The organism is Corallococcus sp. AB011P, assembly GCF_003611605.1.
GTDB lineage: Bacteria > Myxococcota > Myxococcia > Myxococcales > Myxococcaceae > Corallococcus > Corallococcus coralloides.
Genome location: NZ_RAVX01000028.1, coordinates 57,128 through 78,885 on the forward strand (window position 1 = coordinate 57,128; position 21,758 = coordinate 78,885).

The following is a 21,758-nucleotide window of genomic DNA, read 5'->3' on the forward strand; positions in this document are numbered from 1 at the left end:
GCGCATCCTCACTGCGCCGGCAACATGCCCAGCCGCTGCTTCGCGGACTTGTTCTGCGGATCGAACCGGAGCGCTTCCTCCAGCCGCTCGCGGCCCTTCGCCGCGTTGCCCTGCACCACGTAGAGGTCTGCCAGCCGCACCAGCACGTCCGCGTTGTAGGGCTGCAGGTCCAGCGCCTGTTCGAACTCACGCGTCGCCGTGGTCACGTCCCTGCGGCGCATGGCCAGTTGCCCCAGCATCACGTGCGGCTGCACCAGCCCTCGCGTCTCCGGCTCCGTCGCCAGCGCCTGCAACGCCGGCATTCCCCTCGCGTCTCCGAACGCCGCCAGCGTCAGCGCCGCGCCCTGCCGCACCCACAGCGAGCCGTCTTTGAGCAGCGACGCCAGGTCCTCCGTCGCCTCGCGTGCGTTCGCCGCGCCCAAGCCGTCGATGATGTCCGAGCGCAGCGTGCTGTCCGTCGTCCCCTTCAACGCCGCCCGCAGCGCCGGCACCGCGTCGTGCTTGAACCGGCGCGCCAGGAACTTCGCCGCCGCGCCCCGCAGCGTGCCCGCCTCTGCCGTGTCCGCCAGCACCGCCTCCAGTGCCCCACGGCTTCCCGCCGCCGTCTTCTCGTCGAACGCGTCCGCCAGCCGCAGCCTCCGCTGCTGCCGCGCCTCCGCCTTCGGCCACCACTTCACCAGCGACGCCTGCATCGCGTCCGGCGTCTGCTTCGCGTGACAGGTGTTGCACGCGTTGGGCACGTCGTGGCGCGCCGTGTTCTGCGGCACCGGCACGTCCAGCGCGTGGTCCGCGAAGTGGTCCAACACGCCCGACACCACCGGCGGCATGTGACACGCCAGGCAGTCCTGCGCCGCCGCGGCCTTGTGGTGCGTGTGCTGCTCGCCCTGCGCCACCACCTCCTGATGACAGCCCTGGCACGTGGACGCGTTCACCGATGTGCGCGCCGCCACCGGCTTCTGCTTGCGCACCTCGTTGGGCGCGTTCGCGTCGTGCGGCGCCGTGTGGCACGTCAGGCACGTGGCCCCGCCCTTCAGGTGGCACTGGGACTGGATGAGCGCCTGGTACTCGAAGCTGGAGGTGCTGGGACGCCCGTCCGCGAAGAAGTCCCCGGAGCGGTCGTTGCCCACCAGCAGCACCATGGGCTGATAGCTCGCGTCGTAGCGCTGGCCGGGCAGGAAGTGGTGCTTCGCGTCCAGCATGGGGAACAGCGTGCGGCGCGGCCCGTGGCACTGCGCGCACACCGCGAAGCCCTCCTCCTTCGACAGCTTCGCCGGCTGGATGATGTCCTCCGGCACCTGCGACTCCGCGTGCCGCCCGCCGGGCCCGTGGCAGGACTCACACGCGACGCCCGCGTCCGCGAACTTCGTCTCCCACTGGTGGCTCGCCCGGTCATAGCGCGCGTCCAGCCCCGTCACGTGGCAGTCCAGGCACGCGTGCTGCGCGCTGCGGCGGAAGTTCGTCCAGAAGAACGGGTGGTCCGGCGACAGCGCCCCCTGCTTCTTCTCCGAGTAGTCCACCCACTCGCCCTTGCCCGTCACGTGGAAGTACACCGGCATCACCTGCCAGCGGCCGTCCGGCAACAGCGTGATGGGGTCCTGCATCCGCTTGCCGCCCACCACCCACTGCACCGGCCACTCGCCCAGGTTCCCGTCCGCGCCCTTGGTGCGCATCAGGTACTGGCTCCCGTCGCGGCGCATCCACGCCTCGCTGGACTCGCCCTTGAAGTGCGTGCCCGCCGCGAACGTGCCCACCACGTACGGCTTCGTCGCCGGCGACAGCGCCCGCGAGTGCCAGTCGTGCTTCCAGCCCGTGTGCTGCTCCTCGTGGCAGTCCGCGCACACCTGCGAGCCCACGAAATGGTTCGGCTTCGCGGGCGGCGCCTCCACCGTCTTCACCGGCACGGCCGCGGCCACGCTGCCCGCGTCCAGCGGGGTCTCCGGAGCCGGAGCGGGCGCCTGGGTCACCGGCGGGGACACCGCGGGCGTGGGCGCGGACGAAGGGCGCAGGAAGAAGAACAGGCCCGCCGCGAGGACCACCACCGCGAGGGCGACAAGGACAGGGCGAGAGGAGCGCATCCGGAAGGTGCCGCCCATGCTCCTCCCAAGCGACAGGCCGCACAAGCGGCGCTCCGCGCAAGACCGCCTCGTCCAGTGGACAATGACCTCCCAGGGAGGGCTGCGGTCCTGGCGAGCCCTGGATTAGGGTCTCCCTCCAAGCCAAGGGAGGCCGTGCCCATGCCCATGCGGTCCGTGAATGGAACCCGGCTGTACTACGAGGACACGGGGGGTTCTGGAGACGTGGTCCTCTTCAGCCACGGGCTCCTCTGGAGCACCCGGCTGTTCGACCCGCAGGTGGAGGCCCTGCGCGGCCGCTTCCGCTGCATTTCGTACGACCACCGGGGGCAGGGCCAGAGCGACGTGCCGCCCGAGTCCGCCATCGACGTGGAGACGGTGTACGCGGACGCGGTGGCGCTCATCGAGTCCCTGGGCGTGGCGCCCGTCCACTTCGTGGGCCTGTCCATGGGCGGCTTCGTGGGCATGCGGCTCGCGGCGCGCCGGCCGGACCTGCTGCGCTCGCTGGTGCTCCTGGAGACGTCCGCGGACCCCGAGCCCATCGTCAACGTGCCGCGCTACACCGCGCTCAACCTCATCGCCCGCTACGTGGGCCTGGGCCCCGTCGCCACGCCGGTGATGCGCATCATGTTCGGCGCGTCGTTCCTCACCGACCCGGGCCGCGTGGAGGAGCGGGCGCTGTGGCGAACGCGCCTGACGGGCAACCGCCGTGACATCTACCGCGCCGTCAACGGCGTCATCCAACGCAAGCCCATCACGGAGGAGCTGCCGCGCATCCGCACGCCCACGCTCGTCATCGTGGGGGAAGAGGACCGCGCGACGGTGCCCGCCAAATCGGAGCGCATCCACTCGCTCATTCCGGGCTCCCATCTGGTGCGCCTGTCGCGCGGAGGCCATTCGTCCTCCGTGGAGGAGCCGGCGCTCGTCAACGCGGAGCTCGCCCCCTTCCTCACGCAGCACGCGTCCAACCAGGCCGCGCAAGTCGGCTGATGCGCCGTTAGCGAAGTCCCCAGGAGGGTTTCCCATGCCAGTCGCGAAATGGAACGGCGTCGTGCTCGCGAAGAGCGACACCTACGAGACCGTGGAGGGCAACGTCTACTTCCCGCCCGACAGTCTGGCGCGCGAGCACTTCAAGCCCAGCGCCACGCACACCACCTGCCCCTGGAAGGGCGAGGCCAGCTACTACTCCGTGGAGGTGGACGGGAAGACGAACGCCGACGCGGCCTGGTTCTATCCGGAGCCCAAGCCGGCCGCGTCCAACATCCAGGGCTATGTGGCCTTCTGGAAGGGCGTGACGGTGGAGCGCTGAAGTCAGCGGCCGATGAGGTACTTGCCCCAGCGCAGGCTGTTGCGCAGTTGGGTGACGACGAAGGCGGGCACCCACTGGATCAGGTTCGCCTCCGGCTGCACGTCGTAGCCATTCCACAGGTCGTCGTCGATGCGGTTGGCGTCCAGCGTCGTGGGGTAGGGCGCGGGCATGCCGCCGAAGCACTCCCCTTGTGAGAAGAAGAGGTCCCACAGCGTGGCGGCCTCCGCGTGGTCGTCCGCGATGAGGCGCGTGTCCACGCCCAGCAGCGAGCCCAGCAGCTTCCAGAAGAAGTACCAGCGCTGCTCGTTGTACTCGTAGCCCTTGTCCACCCACGCCTGCGCGACGACGTACGCGAACGTCAGCAGCGTGAACGCGACCCCGCTCTGGTTGTAGCAATGCTGCCGCCCCGTGTTGAGGGACCGGTAGTGGCCGAGCGCGGAGTTGTGCATCTGCGCCAGCAGCAGCGTGGTGGACAGGGTGCGCGTGCTGTAGAGGCTGCCCCAGCCCATGTTCATGTTGCCGTAGAGGATGCGCAGCATGATCTGCGCCGTCTCGATGACCCGGCGGGACACGATGGTCTTGAGCTTGCTGTGCGGGCGCTGCTCGAACAGCGACGACACGTCCTTGTGGTAGTACGTGGCCCGGAAGGACACGCCCGCCAACTGGTTCACGGACGCGCCCTGGAAGAAGACGTAGAAGGCCTCGTCGCGCGCGGCCTCGAAGTCGCGCAGGAACTGCGCGGAAGACCCCACGCCCGTCACCGCCTGCGTGGCCACCGAGTGCGCCGGCCCGTAGAGCACCTTCGCGATGCGGTGGTCGCTGTACGTGTTGCCCCAGTAGCCCTCGATGGCGGAGAAGGCCTTCAGCGCGGGCCGCCACGCGGTGCCGTTCACACCGGGCGTCTCGCGGATGTGCTTCTTCCAGTGCTGCCGCAGGTCCTCCATGAACTGCGGCTCCGCCGCGCTCATGATGCCGTACAGGCTGTTGGCCGCGTTGAGCGGGTCGCCCAGGATGGCGGTCAGGTTCTGGCCACGGAAGGTGAAGGGCATGGGGGCGGGCTCCGGTGCTGCGTGCCGGCACAGTGTAGAGAACTGTTGAACCTGTAACAAACCGCCCGCCCTGGAAAACCCGACACGTAGGGGCGGTGACGGGGCGCCCCGGGTCACGGCTTGCCGGCCATGGCGGCCAGTTGGCCCTGGGCAATCTCGCGGTAGAGGGGCACCACTTCGACGGACAGGACCTCGCGCATCTCCTGCCGCGCGCTGTCGTAGTCGCCTGCCTCGCGGTGGCGGTACATCCGGTGGAGCGCGTCCCCCAGCCTGTTCGAGCCTTCGGTGATGCGCCGCGAGCACTCGCGCAGCACCGCGAGCGCGCGAGCGTCGGTGCTCACGTCGGCGTCGCTCAGGGCCACTTCTCGCGCCGTGCGCCGCAGCAGGTCGCGCACGTCATCGGTCAGCACCAGCGGCGCTCCATCGCGGAGCACCTGCCGCGCGAGTGCTCGGATTGGATCCCAGTCGGGTCCATCTTCGGTCGCCGTCATCGTCGTCATTGCCCGGCCTTCGGCCGGCATTTATCGAAGGGCCATTCGTGTTGCCCGGTCCGGAGAACTGTAGGGGATGTGACGGGGCACGTAGGGACGGGGCTTCGCGGGCGGACGCGAGCGGCGATGCTGGGGCTTTTCGCGGGGCGTGGCCCTGAGTGGAGGAGCGGAGCCTTGGCGACGGTGTCCCTGCAGGACGTGCGCAAGGTGTACCGGGGTGGCGTGGCGGCGGTGAAGGGCGTGACGCTGGACATCGCGGACGGCGAGTTCGTGTCACTGGTGGGCCCGTCCGGCTGCGGCAAGTCCACGACGTTGAACCTCATCGCCGGGCTGGAGGAGCTGTCCGGCGGCGAGCTGCGCATCGACGGGCAGCGGGTGAACGACCTGTCGCCGCGCGAGCGCGACATCGCGATGGTGTTCCAGAGCTACGCGCTCTATCCGCACCTGGACGTGGCGGGGAACCTGGCGTTCCCGCTGAAGGTGGCGGGGATGGGTGCGAAGGACGTCGACGCGCGCGTGCGCGAGGTGTCCGGCGTGCTGGGGCTGGAGGCGCTGCTGGCGCGCCGGCCCAAGGAGCTGTCGGGTGGGCAGCGGCAGCGCGTGGCGCTGGGGCGCGCGCTGGTGCGCAGGCCCAAGGTGTTCCTCTTCGACGAGCCCCTGTCCAACCTGGACGCGGCGCTGCGCACGCAGATGCGCGGCGAAATCAAGAAGCTGCACGAACAGCTGAAGGCCACGTTCATCTACGTCACGCACGACCAGGCGGAGGCGATGACGCTGTCGGACCGCGTGGTGGTGATGAGCCAGGGCGAGGTGCAGCAGGTGGCCCCGCCCCGCGAGCTGTACGACGCGCCGGCGAACCTCTTCGTGGCGGGCTTCTTCGGCTCGCCGCGCATCAACCTGGTGAAGCCGGAAACGCTGGGCCTGTCCGAAGGTGACGCGGTGCTGGGCCTGAGGCCGGAGCACCTCCAGGTGGGGCAGGGCGCCAGGCCGGAGGACGCGCGCGAGGGGCGCGTGTACCTGGTGGAGCCCATGGGCGCGGAGGTCTGGGTGACGGTGGAGACGGGCGGCGAGCGCCTGGTGGCGCGGGCGCCCGGGGACTTCCGCGCCGCGAGCGGAGACACGGTGTGGCTGCGCCATGACGCGCGCTACCTGCGCCGGTTCGACGCGAGGACGGGGCTCGCGGTGTGAGTCAGGGGCGGAGCCGCAGCCGGGCATCCGCCAGGACGCTCCCGCCCTCGCGCGCGACACGCGCATGGCGTGTCATCAGGGCCTCCTGGGACTCGCGAGGCTGTAGCGCGAACAAGTCCCAGAGGTATTGCTCCTCCTGGACCGGGACGCGATACCCCAGCTCATCGCCATAGCGACGCAACCGCTCCAGGGTGGCAAGCAGGTACTTCCAGTTGGCCAGCGGGCGCAGCAGCAGCACCTCGCGGCGCTGGACGGATTCTGCAGCCAGGGGATGTACGTGCCCCCGCCAATGGCCTCCCGCGTATTCCACGCCGATGGCGGAGAGGCCCAGGTCGAATCGGGAGAGGCGCTCTTCCAGTGTCGCTGGCGTGCAGTCGTAGGCCACTTCGAGCCGCCGTCCCGAGAGATGGAAGGTCGTCTGGAAGGGATGGTTGTCATCCAGCAGCACGGCTCCGAGTGTTTCCAGGTGCAGCAGGAGCGCCTGCCGGTCCTGGAGGGTCGCTGGCCAGAGATCCAGGTCATGAGGGGATCGACCATGGAGCAGTGTCTTGAACGCTCCCCCGGCCAGGAAGAATCGACCTGGAAACGCGCGGGAGAGAAGCGGAGCGAGCTGGTCCCGGGCGAAGGCGATGACCGAGTCCGGCGAGAGGACTTCTTCTTGCGCGAGAGGCGAGCGCCTCATGCCGGCTCCGGAAGGCGTGCACGCAACTCGCGCACGGTGACGCCCTGCTCGTCGATGACCTGGAGCGCGCCGCCCAACGTCTCCACACGGGCCTGCCCGTTGTAGAAGGGCTCCACGAAGGCGAAGCGCCGGGTGTAGAGCGCGTCTCCCGCGGCGTCGACGTGATGCCAGCCGCCTGCGTCCCGCGCACGCGCGAAGCCCTTGTGGAAGACATCCAGGTCCAGGAACCGGCGTGCGTTCAGCGGGTGCCCCTGCTTGTCGATGTGCAGGTGGAGGCCCGAGGCCTCCTGTACCACCGCGTAGCCGTCCCGGAAGTCCCCCGCGTAGGCGTACCGCTCGTCGTAGACCGGCTCCCCCTGGCCATGGATGTGGAAGTACCGGCCGTCCTTCGCCCGGACCGGACATCGCCCGTCCTGGAAGTTGCCGCACCATGCGTGGCGCCCTGACGTGAGCTCCTGTCCATCCACGCGCAGGTGGAACGCACCCTCCGCATCCACGACGGCCGCGAGCCCTTCATAGAATCCAAACGTCCGGATGAAGCGGCGGGAAGACAGCGCGTTCCCCCTCAAGTCAATGTGGAATGCCCCCGAGGCGTCCCTGACGGCCGCGAGCCCCGGTTCGTGAAAGGAGAGGACCTCGGTGAAGCGCGCGGCATAGAGCGGCTTGCCGTCCAGGAGATGATGGGTCCTGTCCGGCGCGACTCGCGGATGCGACCAGGGGTTCAAGCGGACTCCTTCACCGGCTGGCGCATGTTGCAGCCACGGCACAGGGGATGGTCCTGATACGTGGTCAGCAGCCGTTGATAGGTCGGGCCTGTCCACACCTCCTGGATGCCCACCTCGTTCAGGTTGCCCATGTTCCCGAGTGTCCTGCGTTCCTTGTCGGGAGCGCAGCAGGGGTCGAAGCGGCCCACGGCGCTCACCCAGGCCTCCTTCCCCAGGAAGGGACAGCGCGCCCCGGGCGCGAGATCCGTGACGGCCTCCGCTCCCAGGGGATGGATGTTCTCCAGCAGCACCTTGCTCCCATCCGGCCGGCGGCACTCCTCCGCGACAGCATGGGCTTGCCGGGCGGCCTCGTTCCAGCGCTGGATGGCGGATGCGTCGCGCCTCATGGACAGGGGCTGGATGGCGGCGAAGTGGGCCCAGAGGTGATGCCCTTTCACCCGGTCCACGCCCAGGCCCGCCGCGAGCCGCACGATGTCCGCCAGCTCCCCCACGTTCGACTCCAGGAAGGTGAGCTGGAGCGTGACCCGGCAGCGATGGCCGCCCTCGCGGGCATGCGCATCCCGCTCGGCCACGAACTGGCGGAGGTTCTCCAGGACCTGCTCCCAACGCGTCCCTGGCATCACCGCTTCATGGGTCTGCTTCGTGGCCCCATTCCACGACACCTTCACGTCGGAGGTGATGGGGACCAGCCGGCGTGCCCACGCGCGGGCTCCGCGCCTGGGAAACGTCCCGTTGGTGGTGAGGTTCAGCCACACCCCGTGCGCCATGCACAGGTCGATGATGTCGTCGAAGTGGGGATAGAGCAGCGGCTCGCCCATGGTGGACGGAATCACCTCCCGCAGGGGCGTGCCGTCGCTGTCCTCCATGACCCTTCGCAGCAGCTCCAGGGGCATGCGCCGCTTCGGCTGGCCCGTTTCCCTGCGGAGCCGCTGGGTGTCGCTGTGGGGCGAGTGGTCCTCGCACATGATGCAGTGCAGGTTGCAGTCGTCGGGGTTGGTGTCGAAGGTGATGCGCCAGGGGCCGGGCCGGGTGGGGGCACGACGGGCACGGTGCTCCCGGATGGCGCGTGCATACAGGGCCTCCACGGCCTCCACGTGGGCCTGCATCCCCTGCACGTCGCCCCCTTCTCCGAAGAGGTGCCCGCGACCGCCCAGCCGCACCGCGAGGTCCGGAGCATCCACGAGTCGTTGCATGGCCCGGGCAAGCGACCCGGGGTCGCGGTGGGTGAAGAGCAGGCCGTTCTCTCCATCGCGGACGTACTCGCGCATTCCTCCCTCATCCGCGGTGATGACAGGCACCCGCGCCTGGAGCGCCTCGTGGATGACCAGAGGGGAGTTCTCCACCCAGATGGAGGGCACGACGATGGCGTCCACGTGGTTGAAGACATCCCGCACGATGTCCGTGTTGCGGTACTCGGGCAGCCACTCCACGCGCGTGCTGGCATCTCCCGGGAGGGCGCAAGCCAGGGCCTTGAGCGTCTCCGTGTGTTCGCCGCGAGGCCGTCCCCAGACCTTCAGCCGCGCCTTGCCGCGCACCTGACCGAAGGCCTGGATGAGGTGATGGATGCCCTTGGCCGGGATGTGGGTGCCGATGTAGCCGAAGACGACGTCGGGCTCGGGCGTTCGCTGCCGGTGGCGCAGGCGCTCCAGGTCGAAGCCGTAATCCAGATACACCGACTTGTTGGCGGGCAGCCCGAAGTCCCGCTGGAACCGCTCCAGCAGGTATCGCGAGGGCGCGATGAAGAGGTCCACGTGCTCCATCATCCGGCGCACATGCTCCATCCGGTCGTGCACCCACTGACTCCAGTGCGCGACGTCCTGCTCCCGTGTTTCGGGGGCACCAGAGAAGTAGCGCGCGTAGCAGCGCTCCGCGCACTTCCGGTCCTCCTGGCCTGAACACGCGGACCAGGGCTCGTTCCCGGGAGCCGGATGCATCTGCATGAACTGCCCACGGGGACACATGAGCCAGTAGTCGTGCAGCGTGAAGACGATGGGGATGCCACGGGCCGCGCCCACCTCCAGCAGGGACGTGGACAGGTGGTTCAGATGGCCCACGTGGATGATGTGGGGACGGAAGCCGTCCAGCACCTCCGCGAAGCGTTGATCCACCCCCTCGTGCCGGTAGCGGTCACGGCTGTTGGGCAGGTTGACCAGGTGGAGCAGGACGCGCGGGTCGTCCGGATCGCGCTCCTGCGTCAGCTCGTAGTCCGGGAGGAACGGGTCCTCGCGGCGGGTGAAGACCTGGACCTCGTGCCGGTTCGACAGGCCTTGTGAAAGTGCCTGGGTATACACCTCCGAGCCCGCGTTGAAGCGCATGGGGTATCCATGGATGACCTGAAGGACGCGCATGAAAGGGCCCGGGTGTCATGGCTCCACGCCATGGCACCTGTTGAAGTGGGAGGGATTGGAACGCCGCGACACGGCTTCGCTAGCATGCGCGAAGCCGTGTCGCCTTGTGGATGGGAGATGGCTACTTCAACGCGGGCTCGGAGGGCTCGGGAGTCTGAGGCTGCTGGGTGTCCGCTTCCTTTTCGGAGGGACGACCCTCTTCGCCACGAGACTGCCAGTACGCGTCATCCTCGGAATTGAGCTGACGCGAACGGTTATCGAGATCTGCCTGCGAGGGTTGGTACTGCTTCGAAGACCTGCTCATGGGCAACTCCAGTGTTGGATTTGCCGGCGGTGCTCGTGGTCATGCCGGATTCAACGGCCAACCAAGCCTCCGTCCAGAAGGACGGCCACGGACCCACGTGGAAATTCCTGGCCAGTTGGGTTTCTGCGGGACTGCACGTAAACCATACACAGGCGGATTGTGAATCGCAACCCGGCCCTGGGATGGATGTGAGGAATTGGGCGGGGAGGTTGTCAGGCGTAGACCTGTTCGCTCTCCACCACGGGTTCCAGCCGGCGCTGGAGGGCGACGAGCCGGTCGTAGCGCTGGTGCAGCGCCTCCTTGAGCTCGCGTTGATCCGCCTGGGCGATTTCATCCAGCAGCGTTTGCAGCGAGGAATCCACGGCGTCCTTCAGCACGCGCGATTCGTCGTTCGACAGTTCCAGCATCATGGGGGCCTCCTTGAGGCAACGTTAGGCACCGCGTGACGGGGCCGCGCGCAGGGCAGGCACACAGGCGTGGAAGAAGGCGGCCCGAGGGCCCACCGGGCTGCCTGCCACCTCGCGCACGGCGGCGGGAGCGACCCCACTCTTGGTGAGGACCCCATGAGCGCGAGGAGCGACGCGATGATTCACGCGGGAGAGGTTCGCGAGGGCATGTCGGTGCGCACCGCCGACGGACAGCAGCTGGGCCGGGTGGCCGGCGTGGGCGACACGCACTTCGAGCTGGAGCAGGGGCTGGTGCCCATTCCCCGGCGCGACTACCTGGTCGAGTACAGCGACGTGGAGGCCGTGAGCGGGGATGAAGTCCTGCTCAAGCCGGCGGACCATTCGCAGCTCACGCTGGAGGAGGACGACGACGGCGGAGCCCTGCCGCCGCGCCACAGCGAGGGCCTGGAAGCGGAGCCCGCGAACGACCCCGTGGGTCCCATGCGGCACTGATGCGGACAGGCCCGGCGCTGCCTCCGGGAGTTCGGGATTTCCAACCCGGAGGGCAGGGCAAGGTCCTGGAATCACAGGGCCTTGCGAGGGCCTGGGTGTCAGACCGGCGCGTTAAACGGACCCCTCGACCAGACGTCCCGGTGGGGCCATGCGACGGTTTTCGACTTCTTGCGTCACGATGCTGTGGTTGGGAGTGGTGTTCGCGTGCGGGCCCGCGCCGCGAGCGGATGCGGGCGGCGTGGAGGCGCCGGTGCCGGGCGTGTTGTCCACGCCGAGGCGGCTGTTGCCCTACATCGCGTTGGACGACGGGCGGGTGCTGGCGGCGGGAGGGCATGACGGCAGCCGCACGCTGGGTAGCAGCGAGGTCTTCGACCCGGACACGGGGCGCTGGAGGTCCACGGGGGCGCTGCGCACGGCGCGGCGCAACCACGCGGCGGTGCGGCTTTCGGATGGGCGCGTGCTGGTGGTGGGCGGCTCCAACGGCGTGACGGTGGGCGCGCTGGCGAGCGCGGAGCTGTACGCGCCGGACACGGGCGTGTGGACGCAGGCGGCGTCCATGAGCGAGGCGCGCAACGACCCGGCGGTGGTGGTGTTGCCGGACGGGCGCGTGCTGGCGGCGGGGGGCACGGACGTGGACCTGCGGCCGGTGCGCTCGGCGGAGCTGTTCGACCCGGTGACGGGGACGTGGAGCGTGGCGGAGGCGCCGGCGTACGTGCGGGGTGGCGCGGGGACGGCGGTGGTGCTGCGCACGGGCAAGGTGCTCTTCGCGAGCGGCCTGCAGTCGGAGCTGTACGACCCGGTGACGGGCCGCTGGGAGAAGGCGGGAGCGGTGGGCGGCGCGGCGGGGACGCACCGGCTGGGGCACACCGTGACGCTGCTTCCGGACGGGCGCGTGCTGGTGGTGGGCGGCACCACGACGCAGGCGGCGAGGACGGCGGAGGTGTACGTGCCGGAGCGCAACGCCTGGGAGCTGGTGGAAGCACCGGCGGTGCCGCGAGAGCACCACGCCGCGCTGCTGACCGCGGAGGGCGCGGTGCTGGTGGTGGGCGGCGAGCACTCCTCGCGAGGCACGCTGGACTCCGCGGAGCGCTTCGATCCGGTGAAGGGCCTCTGGACGCAGGCGCCCACGCTGCATGAGCCGCGAGGCGAAGCCGGAGCGCTGTGGCTGCGCAGGGGCACGGTGCTGGTGGTGGGCGGAGTGAACGAGCTGGGCACCCTGGCCACGAGCGAGGAATACGTCCCCGCTCCCGCCGTGGCCCAGGTCACGCCGGGAGAGTAGTTTTGTTCACGGATAGACGGGGGGACTGGACTGGGGGAATACTGCTGCATGTCCCGTGGAACACCCGGCATCACAACAGGCGTCTTGGTGCTCGTGATGTTCCTTGTCGGAGGTGGATGCGCCTCCGCGCCTCCTAGCGAGTTTCGAGCGGATCATGCGCGCGGACCCGGAAGCTTCTGCGCGCTGAACCCCGAAGGCTGCGCTCCACCGCTTGCGTCCACTCCCGGAACCTTCGACCTGGACTCCTGCTTCAGGGCCTGTGATGCGGGAGGCGCGGCCCTGGAGTCATACTGCCGGGGCCTCGCCGAGACCTGGCAGCGGCAGCTCTGCTGGTCCGTCGTCCAGGGCTCGAAGGCGGCATGCAAGGGCATGTGCTCGCGCATCAACGCATGCGTTTCCCATTCCACCGCCTGCCCGCCGGATGAAGGGTAAGGAGCCATTCATGAACCCTGGCCCTCCGCACCACGCGTCCATCAGCGACCCCGTGGCCGACGACTACTGGTCCTTCGAGGATGACCATGGCCGCAAGCACGTCTCCCGCGTCACCCTGGGCCGGCCCGCGCCCATCCCCCAGGATGCCAACGGAGACTGGTATTGCCCGCTGATCATCGGCCATGCGGTGCCCATCACCGTCAGCATGGTGGGCGTCGGTCCCGTGGATGCCCTGCTCAACGCCGCGCGGTTCGTCCGCGAGCACTTCCACGAGCTGCGCAAGGTCAGCCCCCGCGCCACACCCCCAGGCTCCACGGATTCGAAGTGAAGCCAGGACAGTGTGTCTGGCTTTTCCTTGAATGACTGACAACGGCGGTTCCTGAGGGCCTTTTGCTCCGCGCGGTGCTCCAGGGCGCGTGACAGACTGCGCGCCCATGCGCTCCTGGAAACACCTGCTCGTCATCCCGCTCGTCTGTTCCTCCGCCTGCGCCACCGCGCCCGCCGCCCCCTCGAAGCCCGAGGCCCCGGCCGCCGCCGCGCCCGCTGCTCCTGTCGCCGCTCCGGCCGCTCCCGCCGCGCCGGTGCGCCCCTTCGGCACGCTGCGTGAACAGGCCGCCCGCCAGCAGGCGTGGCTCAAGGAACGGCTGGAGACCGGCGTGCCCCAGCTCATGCGCAAGTACGGCGTGCGCATGTGGGTCGTCCCCATGCGCGAGTACAACGAGGACCCCGTCTTCAAGGCGCTCGTCGCCCCCACCACCTTCTCCGCCCGCCGCCGCACCATCTACGTCTTCTTCGACCGCGGCGCGGACAAGGGCGTGGAGCGGCTGGCGCTGGGCGGCAGCACCCAGGGCGGCCTCTATGAAGCCCGCCGCGCTCCCATGATGGTGGACCGTGGCGGCTCGCAGCGCGCCGCGGAGCTCCTGGGCCCCGAACAGTGGCTGCTCCTCAAGCAGGTCGTGGAGGAGCGCAAGCCGGACTCCATCGCCATCGACGTGTCCCCCGCCATCGCCTTCGCGGACGGCCTCACCCACGGCGAATACGAAGGCATGGCCCAGGCCCTGGGCCCCACCTGGGTGAAGCGCCTCAAGCCCGCCGGCGGCCTGCCCCTGGACGTGCTCGGCTGGCGCAGCGCCGACGAGGTCCGCTTCTACGCCGACCTCCAGAAGTACGCCTGGAGCCTCATCCAGACCGCCTTCTCCAATGCCGTCATCACCCCCGGCACCACCACCACCCAGGACGTGGAGTGGTGGATGCGCCAGCGGCTGGCCGACGAAGGCCTGGACACCTGGTTCCAGCCGGACGTGGACGTGCAGCGCCAGGGCAGCACCGACGAACAACTGGGTGACAACCCCGTCATCCAGCGCGGCGACGTGCTCCACTGCGACTTCGGCGTCACCGCGCTCCGCCTCAACACCGACACCCAGCACATGGGCTACGTGCTGCGCGACGGAGAGACGGACGCCCCCGAAGGCCTCAAGGCCGCGCTCAAGGCGTCCAACCGGCTCCAGGACATCGTCACCGGGGAAATCAAGCCGGGCCGCACCGGCAACGAGGTCCTGCGCGCCTCGCTCGCGCGCATGAAGTCGGAGGGCATCAGCGGCAGCGTGTACTCACACCCCATTGGCCTGCACGGCCACGGCGCCGGCCCCATGATTGGCATGTGGGACCGCCAGGAGGGCGTGCCCGGCAACGGCGAGCACAAGGTGATGCCCGACTCCTGGTTCTCCATCGAGCTGCAGGCCACCAGCCCCGTGCCGGAGTGGAACCAGCAGCCCGTGCGCTCCGCCCAGGAGGAGGACGTCGTCGTGGACTCGCAGGGCGCCGTGCACTGGGCCTTGCAGCGTCAGACGTCCTTCCACCTGGTGCGCTAAAGGCCTACTTCGCCGCGCCCGTCATGGACTTGAGCAGCGTCACCAGCGCCTGCTTCTCCTCGCTGCTCAGGTCCAGCTTGACGATGGTCTCCGTGCGCACGCCGACGAAGGTGCCGTCCGGGTCGCCGCCCTCGTTGTAGAAGTCGACCACGTCCTCCAGCGTCTTCTCCGCGCCGGTGTGCATGTACGGCGCGCTCAGCGCCACGTTGCGCAGCGTGGGCGTGCGGAACGCGCCCTCCACCTCCGTGGGCTTCGTCTGCGCCTGCGCCTTCAGCGTGGGCAGCCGCGCCGCGTCGATGCCCGACGGCGCGTCGCTGTAGGGGCCCGCGGCGTTGAACGGCCAGGACACCAGCGCGTCCACCGCGTCCGCCTGCCCGCGCCGCCCCGCGCCCGTGTCCTTCAGCCCCAGGTTGTGGAACTTGTCGTCCGACAGCGAGCGGCCCTTGTGGCACACCACGCACTGGCCCTTGCGCATGAACGTCTTCAGGCCCAGGTACGCCGGGTCCTTTTCCTGCGTGCCCGCCTCCACCGCCTGGAGGAAGCGCCGCACGTCCGCGTCGAAGGGCGCGTCGGTGCGGTTGAGCGTGCGCTGGTACGCCGCCAGCACCTTGCCCACGTTCGCCATCAGCCGGTCCGGGTCCGACTCGTCCGCGGGCGCCTTGCCGAACAGCTGCGTGTACGCCGCCGTGTACGTGGGCTCCGCGGACAGCCGCGTGCGCACCACCGTCGCATCCGAGTTCATCTCGATGGGGTTCGTCAGCGGCAGCACCGCCTGCGACCAGAGCCGGTCCGCCCGCCCGTCCCACATGAACCAGCGGCTGTAGCCCACGTTCAGCAGGCTGGGCGGGTTGCGCTCGGACTGGTGGCCTCCGCAGCCCTCCGCCGTCGCCGTCTCCACCGTGTAGGACTCACCCGTGTGGCAGCTCTTGCAGGACACCGTCCCGCAGCGCGAAAGCCCCGGGTCCTCGAACAGCCGCTGGCCCAGCACCGCCGCGTCCGCGTTGTCTGCCCACTTGTTGGTGGGGTCCACCTCCGGCTTCACGCTCTGCGTGTGCAGGGCGCTCAGCTGGTCCAGCTCGTCTTCGGTTGGAAAGGGCACTTCGGATTCGCAACCCGCCCCCAGCAGGGCCAGGGCGAGCACGGCGGTACAAGGACGGAAACCAGTCATGGGCCGGGGCAGCTTCGCGCCCTTGTGTTCAGCAATCAATGGTTCCTGTTCCCCCGCCGGGCATGCGGCCGTCCACGCACGAAGGCCGGGGACCCACTCGGGTGCACCCCGGCCTTCACGGCGTGAAGCACTTCAACAGGACTTCGGGAGCGCTACTCGCAGGCCAGCTTGAAGCTCACCACCGGCGCCGCGAACTTGGCGATCTTCATCTTCGTGGGGCCCGGGGTGACCGTGGGCGCCGCGCCGTTGGCGCACTTGAGGCCCGCGTCCAGCACCAGCTCCACGTTCAGCTCCTTGTCCTCCGGCAGCGCGCTGACGTTGTAGCTGCAGCGGTTGTTGCGGCTCTGCTTCACCTCGCCCCGGCCCAGGGCCACGGCGTCGCCCTCCGTCACCTTCACCCCGACCGACGTGCACGGATCACCCTGCAGGCCGCTCGCGGGGTACGCGACGCTGCCCGTGACCGTGGCGTTGCCCGCGCGACCCGCGGCCGCCGCGCCGCTCGAAGAAGCGCAACCCGTGGCGGCAACAACGAGGGCGGCAACAGCAATTCGCAACATGGATATCCTCAATTCAAGAATGAGATGTTTTTCGCGCCGGGTTGGCCGCCTGTCCGGCGGCCATTGGCGCGCGCCACGTACAATCCCGGCGCGCTTTCATTCCACGCAGAAGCTCATTCTCGATTTCATCACGCGGAGCATTTTTCGTACTCCAACAGCCACGCTCCGCGTCCGTGATGCGCTCCTTACGCTTCCCATGAATTGAGAAGCGAGTGCGCCTCACGGCAGCCGTTGCAAGGCGTCCCGCGCGCGCACCAGGCCGTGGCCGAACACGGGGTCCCGGCCCGCGGTGCCCAGGTCCTTCGCGGAGGACTCGAGCACGTCGCGCACCTGCTGCGGCGTGAGCTCCGGACGGGCGCTCCAGAGCAGCGCGGCCACGCCGCTCACGTAGGGTGCGGCCATGGAGGTGCCGGAGACGTGCGTGTAGTCCACGGGCACGAGGGACAGCCGCGCGTCGGCGCCCAGCCGCTCGCGCAGCATGGTGCTGGCGGCCTGGTTGACGCTGACGGCGGGGGCCCAGTGGCCGATGCGGGGCAGGGAGAGGATGTCCACCGCGCCGCCCGCGGGGGCATCGTCGGCGCCGAAGACGACGGCGCTCGCGCCCTGCATCATCACGTTGGACATGGCCTGGGACACGGGCACCGCGCCCGGCCGCACGTAGGCGACGAAGCCGTCGCAGGTGGCGTCCAGGCACGAGGACAGGGAGTCCCCCAGGCCGCAGTCCACCAGCCGCCCCGCGGTGTCACCCGTGGGCGAGTACAGGAGCGAGCGCGAGATGGGAGACGTGTCGTTCAGGGACATCTGCGCGAAGGCGCCCAGCCCCCGGGGGAAGGTGGACAGCACGTCCACGCCGGGCGCCACCAGCGACAGCTCTCCGCCCGTGTTGGAGAAGCTCGCGCGCCGCTCGTTCGCGTCCACCGCGCCCACCGCCAGCACGGACGGGTCGGACGCGGGGTAGACCACCGGGCCGCCCTGGTTGCCCGCGGCCGCCACCACCAACAAGCCGTGGTCCAGCAGCGCGCGGAACGCCTCCACCGTGCTGCGGGTGGCCGTGCCTCCGCCCAGCGACAGCGACACGACACGCGCGCCCTGGGACTCGCACCACTCCATGGCGGAGAGGACCAGGCTCATCTGCGTCTGTCCTGACAGGTCCAGCACGCGGGCGATGAGCAGCGAGGCGTTGGGCGCCACGCCCACCATGCCGCCCGGCATGCCCCGGGGGCCGGTGTCGCCGCCCTGGCCCATGCGCGCCGCGATGATGCCCGCCACGTGCGTGCCGTGGCCCTGGCCCCACTGGCCCTGGGCGCCGCGGTCGTTGGCGTCGTCGTCCTTGTCCAGGAAGTCGTGGCTGCCCACCACCGCGCCCTTGAACTCCGGGTGGTCCATGTCCAGCCCGCTGTCGATGACGCACACCCGCACGCCCTCGCCGGTGGGCGCGCCCACGTCCAGCACGCCGTCCCGGTCCGCGTCCCACACCTCCGAGGCCTGCACCAGGCGCAGGCCGTCCGTGTACTCGTCCAGCGAAACAGGGGTGGCGGCCGTCACCTGGCGCGGCAGCGGCGCGAACAGCCCGGGCGTCAGGCCCTGGGCGGACCAGAGCTGGTCCGTCTCCACGCTCTCCACCAGCGCGCTGCGCTCCAGGGCGGAGCGCTCCTCGGGTGTCACGCGCGCGGCCACCGCGGGGATGTTGCGGTAGATGGCTTCCACCTTCGCGCCGGTGCTCGCCGCGAAGTGGGCCCCCGACGCGGAGAGGCTCGCCACCTGTGTGGAGTCTCCTTTGCGGAAGCGGATGATGACCGACTCGCGCCCGTCCCCCTGTACCCGGGAGGGCAGGTTTCCATCCAGCCCCTGGCGGACCGTCATGCCTCCGGCGACGACGCCCGGGCACACCTGTCCCTGTGCGGCGGTGCGCGAGGACGACTCCGGCGCACACGCGGCCAGCGCCAGCAACCCGACGAATATCCAATGCCTCATGGTGCGACTCCTTCCAAGCAGGACGCCCCTCCTGAGGGCGGTCCCCCACACGGCGGAGGACCGGGAGGTGCCCGCTCCCCTCACAGAGGAAGGAAGCGGCGTGCTGCGATGAGGGAACGCATCCCCGCGCCGACTCGCATCGTCTCCAGGCCCCAGGTGCATCCCTGACGTGCGCGGGTGCACAACAGACCTGTTGTCCGTCGGAACACAGGCTCGGGAATTCCGTCGGCCCCGGGACTTTCTCTTTTTCGCGCCAGGGGTGTCAGAAGGCTGGCATGGAGGGGTGGCGCGACGTGCGCGGCTTGATTCCATGGGGGAGTCCATGCTGCGCTCCGGAGCCGAAGCCATGAGCACCGCACCCACAGAGTCCCCCCGTTTCTTCGGGCGCTACGAGCTCGTCCACCTCCTGGGCCAGGGCGGCATGGGAGAGGTGTACCTGGCGAAGCTGTCCGGGGCGGCGGGCTTCGAAAAGCCCTGCATCGTGAAGACCATCCTGCCGGGGCTGGTGAAGGACCGGCAGTTCCTGGACCGGTTCCACCACGAGGCCAAGGTGCTGGTGCACCTGGTGCACTCCTCCATCGCCCAGGTGTACGACATGGGCGAGGCGGACGGCACCTACTACATGGCCCTGGAGTACGTGGCGGGCGTGGACCTGGGCTACCTGCTGGAGCAGGCCCGGGTGCAGGGGCGGGCGGTGCCGGCGCCGGTGGCGCTCTACATCGGCCAGCGCATGGCGGAGGGCCTGGGGTACGCGCACCGCAAGACGGGCACGGACGGCGAGCCCCTGGGCATCGTCCACCGCGACGTGTCCCCGCACAACGTGATGGTGTCGTACGAGGGCGAGGTGAAGGTCATCGACTTCGGCCTCGCGAAGTCCACCGCGCGCAGCAAGTACACGCTGCCGTCCACGGTGATGGGGAAGCTGGGCTACATGTCCCCGGAGCAGGTCCGCGCCGAGCCGCTGGACCATCGCAGCGACATCTACTCCTGCGCGGTGGTGGTGTGGGAGATGCTGGCGGGCCGTGGGCTGGTTCCCCACGGCACCGTGGGCGAGATGATGGCGGCGATGTCTCACCCGGTGGTGCCGCCGCTGACGGACTTCCGTCCGGACGTGGAGCCGTCGCTGGAAGCCGTGCTGCGCCGCGCGCTGGCGCCGTCGCCGACGGACCGGTACTCGCGGGCGGATGAGTTCGCGCGGGCGCTCAACGCGGAGCTGCTGCGCTCGGGGAGTCCCATTGGAGCGGAGGAGGTGGGCGAGTTCGTGCGCGCGCTCTGCCCGGAGGCCTTCGCCGAGCAGCGCAAGCTGACGTCCAACGTGCACGGGGAGCGGCGCACGCCGTCGCCCGCGCCCCGGGGCGGCTCGGGCACGGGGCTGTATGGCGGTTCCGGGAGCGGACCGGCTCCGGACGCGGCGGCCGTCCAGGCCACGGAGGAGCCCGCGGGGAGCAGGCCCAACACCGGGCGCATCGACGTGGACGGGCCGGCGCTCGGGCCGGGGGGCACGTTCGTGTCCCATCCCTCGGGCTCAGGCGGCGTGGCGCCGAGCACATCAGGCTCAGGTGGCGTGGCCAAACCCACGCAGGAGTCCGGCGGTGTGGCGCGGAGCTCTGACGAGGTGGACGCGGCCGCGCTGGGTGCGACGGCGGTGCACCTGCCAGCCGCGCTGCCCCAGGGCGCCGGGGTGGCGGGCACGTCCGGACAGCTGCCGGCGCAGCCCGAGCCCCGCAGGCCGGTGGCGCGGATCGCCGTGGCGGCGCTGCTGCTGGTGGGCGCCTCCGTGGGCATCACCGCCTACGTGCTGCGCCCGAACACGGCCGAGCAGCCCGTGGCACCCCAGACGCTTCCTCCGTCCGAGCCGGTGGTGGCCGCCGCGCCCCCGACGGTGGAGGAGCCGCCTCCCGCGGTGACGCCGACCGAGGAGCCCCCGACTGAAGCGGTGGTGGACGCGGGCATGGTGGCGGGCGCGGGGGAGCCGGAGCTGAAGCCCGAGCCGGTGGCGAAGCCCGTCCCCGGGCCGAAGCGGCCCGCGCAGCATCAGGTCGAGCTGGTGCCCGCGGGCCTGCCCGTGGCGAAGATTGGCGAGACCGGCGGCGGCCAGCGCGTGGTGAACGCGAAGGTGCCCTCGGGCATCAACGCGGGCACGGTGTTCAAGGTGGTGGGCCCCATCCAGAAGGGGACCCGCAAGCGTCCGGTGCTGGGGACGGCGACCGTGGTGTCCATCCAACCGAACCGCGAGCGCATGAACCTGCGGCTGGACGCGGAGGCGGACGCGGCGAAGGAGCCGCGCTTCCTGCTGATGACCGTGCGCCCGTCGGGGCCGGCTCTGCCCCCGTCCGCGTCCGTGCCCGAGCCCACCCAGGTCGCGACGCCCGAGCCCGCGGAGAAGCCCGTGGAGAAGCCCGTGGAGCGCTCACGCCTCCTGGGACAGGCGGAGATCGACGGCATCCTGGGGAGCAGCTTCAACAGCACCCTCTACGTGATCAGCTCCGACGTCCGGACCTGGCACAACTGCGCCATCGTCCTGACCGGACGGAAGGAGGCGCGCATGGCGCGGCTGGAGCCCTACAAGACGCACGTGGTCAGGGTGGAAGAGCGCTACTTCAAGGTGAACTACAAGGCGCCCGCCGTGCCGGAGAAGGCCGTGTGGGTGAGCTGCGACGAGGGCGAGGACACCTTCGCGCTGATCAGGCGCTGAACGCGGGCCCCCGCCGGCTCGCGTGACGCCTCAGGGCCTCAGCCGCGTGGCGGCCACGGGGCACTCGTTGCGCAGGAACTCCGAGACCTCCGTGTCGCCGCCGTTCGCGTTGCGCACCGCGCGGGACAGGGACGCGCGGCACTGCCAGGTGGTCTCGCGCGTGCCGTGACAGCAGTGCCACCCGGTCAGCGTGCGGTCCAGGTACTGGAGCATCTCCTGGCGCGTGGGCGTGACGATGCTCCACACCGCGCCCGCCAGCAGCACCAGCCCCACGAGCGGCAGCGGCAGGCTCCGCGCCCAGCCCCGGAGGCCGCCCGGAATCACGGCCGCGTGCACGCCCAGCTGCGCATCCAGCGGCCGGCGTTGCAGCACCACCTGCAACAGCAGCTCCACCGGCGCGGTGAGCGAGCGCAACAGCCCCGCGCCCAGGCCGGGCACCCGTCCTTCCGCCCGCTCCAGCTTCAGGCCCAGGGCGTGACGGCCCGGGGTGAGCCCCGTCAGCCCACCCACGCAGGACAGCACCACCCAGGCGACTCCCATGGCGAACCCCAGCAGCGCCGGCGTGGACACCCACTCCGCCGCGCGCACCGCCCCCCAACCCACGAGCGCCGCGCCCGTGAGGTCCAATGCATCCGCCACCCAGAGCCGGTTCTGGAACCGGGCCTCGGTGGGCGGAGTGTCCATGGAGAACAACGTCCCGTCGCTCATCAGCCTC

At 70.2% G+C, this 21,758-nt stretch carries 20 protein-coding genes; 8 read left to right on the forward strand and 12 right to left on the reverse strand.

What is annotated here, in order from left to right; translation table 11 throughout:
* Positions 1-8 precede the first annotated feature (8 nt).
* Positions 9-2,093 carry a HEAT repeat domain-containing protein gene (locus tag D7X30_RS38055; protein WP_120567883.1) on the reverse strand — a complete coding sequence of 695 codons (2,085 nt, stop codon included), beginning with the start codon at positions 2,091-2,093 and terminating at the stop codon, positions 9-11.
* Between the two features lie 141 nt (positions 2,094-2,234).
* Between D7X30_RS38055 and D7X30_RS38060 the strand changes: the two genes are divergently transcribed.
* Both D7X30_RS38060 and D7X30_RS38065 read left to right on the forward strand, forming a co-directional pair.
* A complete protein-coding gene (locus tag D7X30_RS38060; protein WP_120567884.1) occupies positions 2,235-3,062 on the forward strand; it encodes an alpha/beta fold hydrolase in 828 nt (275 codons plus the stop codon).
* A 34-nt stretch (positions 3,063-3,096) separates the two neighbouring features.
* On the forward strand, positions 3,097-3,381 hold the full coding sequence (locus tag D7X30_RS38065; RefSeq protein WP_120567885.1) for a DUF427 domain-containing protein: 285 nt from the start codon (positions 3,097-3,099) through the stop codon (positions 3,379-3,381).
* 2 nt (positions 3,382-3,383) lie between these two features.
* Here D7X30_RS38065 and D7X30_RS38070 read toward each other — a convergent pair whose 3' ends face one another.
* Positions 3,384-4,430, reverse strand: a complete 1,047-nt coding sequence (locus tag D7X30_RS38070) for an oxygenase MpaB family protein (RefSeq protein ID WP_120567886.1) — start codon at positions 4,428-4,430, stop codon at positions 3,384-3,386.
* Between the two features lie 113 nt (positions 4,431-4,543).
* Positions 4,544-4,930 carry a DUSAM domain-containing protein gene (locus tag D7X30_RS38075; RefSeq protein WP_233592061.1) on the reverse strand — a complete coding sequence of 129 codons (387 nt, stop codon included), beginning with the start codon at positions 4,928-4,930 and terminating at the stop codon, positions 4,544-4,546.
* A gap of 165 nt (positions 4,931-5,095) precedes the next feature.
* On the opposite strand from D7X30_RS38075, the gene D7X30_RS38080 reads away from it, so the two are divergent.
* The gene (locus D7X30_RS38080) at positions 5,096-6,109 is read left to right on the forward strand and encodes an ABC transporter ATP-binding protein (RefSeq protein ID WP_120567887.1); all 1,014 of its coding nucleotides are present in this window, start codon (positions 5,096-5,098) and stop codon (positions 6,107-6,109) included.
* A gap of 1 nt (position 6,110) precedes the next feature.
* Here D7X30_RS38080 and D7X30_RS38085 read toward each other — a convergent pair whose 3' ends face one another.
* From D7X30_RS38085 to D7X30_RS38105, 5 genes are all read right to left on the reverse strand, one after another.
* Entirely contained in the window at positions 6,111-6,791 is a 681-nt protein-coding gene (locus D7X30_RS38085) for a hypothetical protein (RefSeq protein WP_120567888.1), read from the reverse strand.
* A complete protein-coding gene (locus D7X30_RS38090) occupies positions 6,788-7,516 on the reverse strand; it encodes a WG repeat-containing protein (protein ID WP_199724667.1) in 729 nt (242 codons plus the stop codon). The genes D7X30_RS38085 and D7X30_RS38090 overlap by 4 nt, the downstream gene beginning before the upstream one ends.
* Positions 7,513-9,864 carry a glycosyltransferase gene (locus tag D7X30_RS38095; protein ID WP_120567889.1) on the reverse strand — a complete coding sequence of 784 codons (2,352 nt, stop codon included), beginning with the start codon at positions 9,862-9,864 and terminating at the stop codon, positions 7,513-7,515. Before D7X30_RS38095 ends, D7X30_RS38090 begins: the two co-directional genes overlap by 4 nt.
* A gap of 121 nt (positions 9,865-9,985) precedes the next feature.
* Positions 9,986-10,168, reverse strand: coding sequence for a hypothetical protein (locus tag D7X30_RS38100; RefSeq protein ID WP_120567890.1), 183 nt, complete (start codon positions 10,166-10,168; stop codon positions 9,986-9,988).
* 212 nt (positions 10,169-10,380) lie between these two features.
* Positions 10,381-10,578: a hypothetical protein gene (locus tag D7X30_RS38105; RefSeq protein ID WP_120567891.1), complete on the reverse strand. Its 198-nt coding sequence runs from the start codon at positions 10,576-10,578 to the stop codon at positions 10,381-10,383.
* 153 nt (positions 10,579-10,731) lie between these two features.
* Here D7X30_RS38105 and D7X30_RS38110 point away from each other — a divergent pair, with 153 nt between their 5' ends.
* The 4 genes from D7X30_RS38110 (at position 10,732) to D7X30_RS38125 (ending at position 14,649) form a co-directional block, all read left to right on the forward strand.
* Positions 10,732-11,067 (forward strand): DUF2171 domain-containing protein, encoded by a 336-nt coding sequence (locus tag D7X30_RS38110; RefSeq protein ID WP_233592062.1) that lies wholly within the window; start codon positions 10,732-10,734, stop codon positions 11,065-11,067.
* 178 nt (positions 11,068-11,245) lie between these two features.
* The gene (locus tag D7X30_RS38115; RefSeq protein ID WP_199724668.1) at positions 11,246-12,346 is read left to right on the forward strand and encodes a kelch motif-containing protein; all 1,101 of its coding nucleotides are present in this window, start codon (positions 11,246-11,248) and stop codon (positions 12,344-12,346) included.
* Between the two features lie 442 nt (positions 12,347-12,788).
* Entirely contained in the window at positions 12,789-13,106 is a 318-nt protein-coding gene (locus tag D7X30_RS38120; protein ID WP_120567894.1) for a hypothetical protein, read from the forward strand.
* Positions 13,107-13,212: 106 nt separating this feature from the next.
* Complete coding sequence (locus tag D7X30_RS38125; protein ID WP_120567895.1) at positions 13,213-14,649, forward strand: M24 family metallopeptidase; 1,437 nt, start codon at positions 13,213-13,215, stop codon at positions 14,647-14,649.
* Between the two features lie 4 nt (positions 14,650-14,653).
* Here the strand turns inward: D7X30_RS38125 and D7X30_RS38130 are convergent, their stop codons facing one another.
* From D7X30_RS38130 to D7X30_RS38140, 3 genes are all read right to left on the reverse strand, one after another.
* A complete protein-coding gene (locus tag D7X30_RS38130) occupies positions 14,654-15,817 on the reverse strand; it encodes a cytochrome-c peroxidase (protein WP_120567916.1) in 1,164 nt (387 codons plus the stop codon).
* Positions 15,818-15,969: 152 nt separating this feature from the next.
* Positions 15,970-16,374 carry a hypothetical protein gene (locus tag D7X30_RS38135; protein WP_120567896.1) on the reverse strand — a complete coding sequence of 135 codons (405 nt, stop codon included), beginning with the start codon at positions 16,372-16,374 and terminating at the stop codon, positions 15,970-15,972.
* Between the two features lie 219 nt (positions 16,375-16,593).
* A complete protein-coding gene (locus tag D7X30_RS38140; protein ID WP_120567897.1) occupies positions 16,594-18,348 on the reverse strand; it encodes a S8 family serine peptidase in 1,755 nt (584 codons plus the stop codon).
* A 346-nt stretch (positions 18,349-18,694) separates the two neighbouring features.
* Here D7X30_RS38140 and D7X30_RS38145 point away from each other — a divergent pair, with 346 nt between their 5' ends.
* Entirely contained in the window at positions 18,695-21,043 is a 2,349-nt protein-coding gene (locus D7X30_RS38145; protein WP_120567917.1) for a serine/threonine-protein kinase, read from the forward strand.
* Positions 21,044-21,073: 30 nt separating this feature from the next.
* Here the strand turns inward: D7X30_RS38145 and D7X30_RS38150 are convergent, their stop codons facing one another.
* Positions 21,074-21,751 (reverse strand): RDD family protein, encoded by a 678-nt coding sequence (locus D7X30_RS38150; RefSeq protein WP_120567898.1) that lies wholly within the window; start codon positions 21,749-21,751, stop codon positions 21,074-21,076.
* Positions 21,752-21,758: the final 7 nt, after the last annotated feature.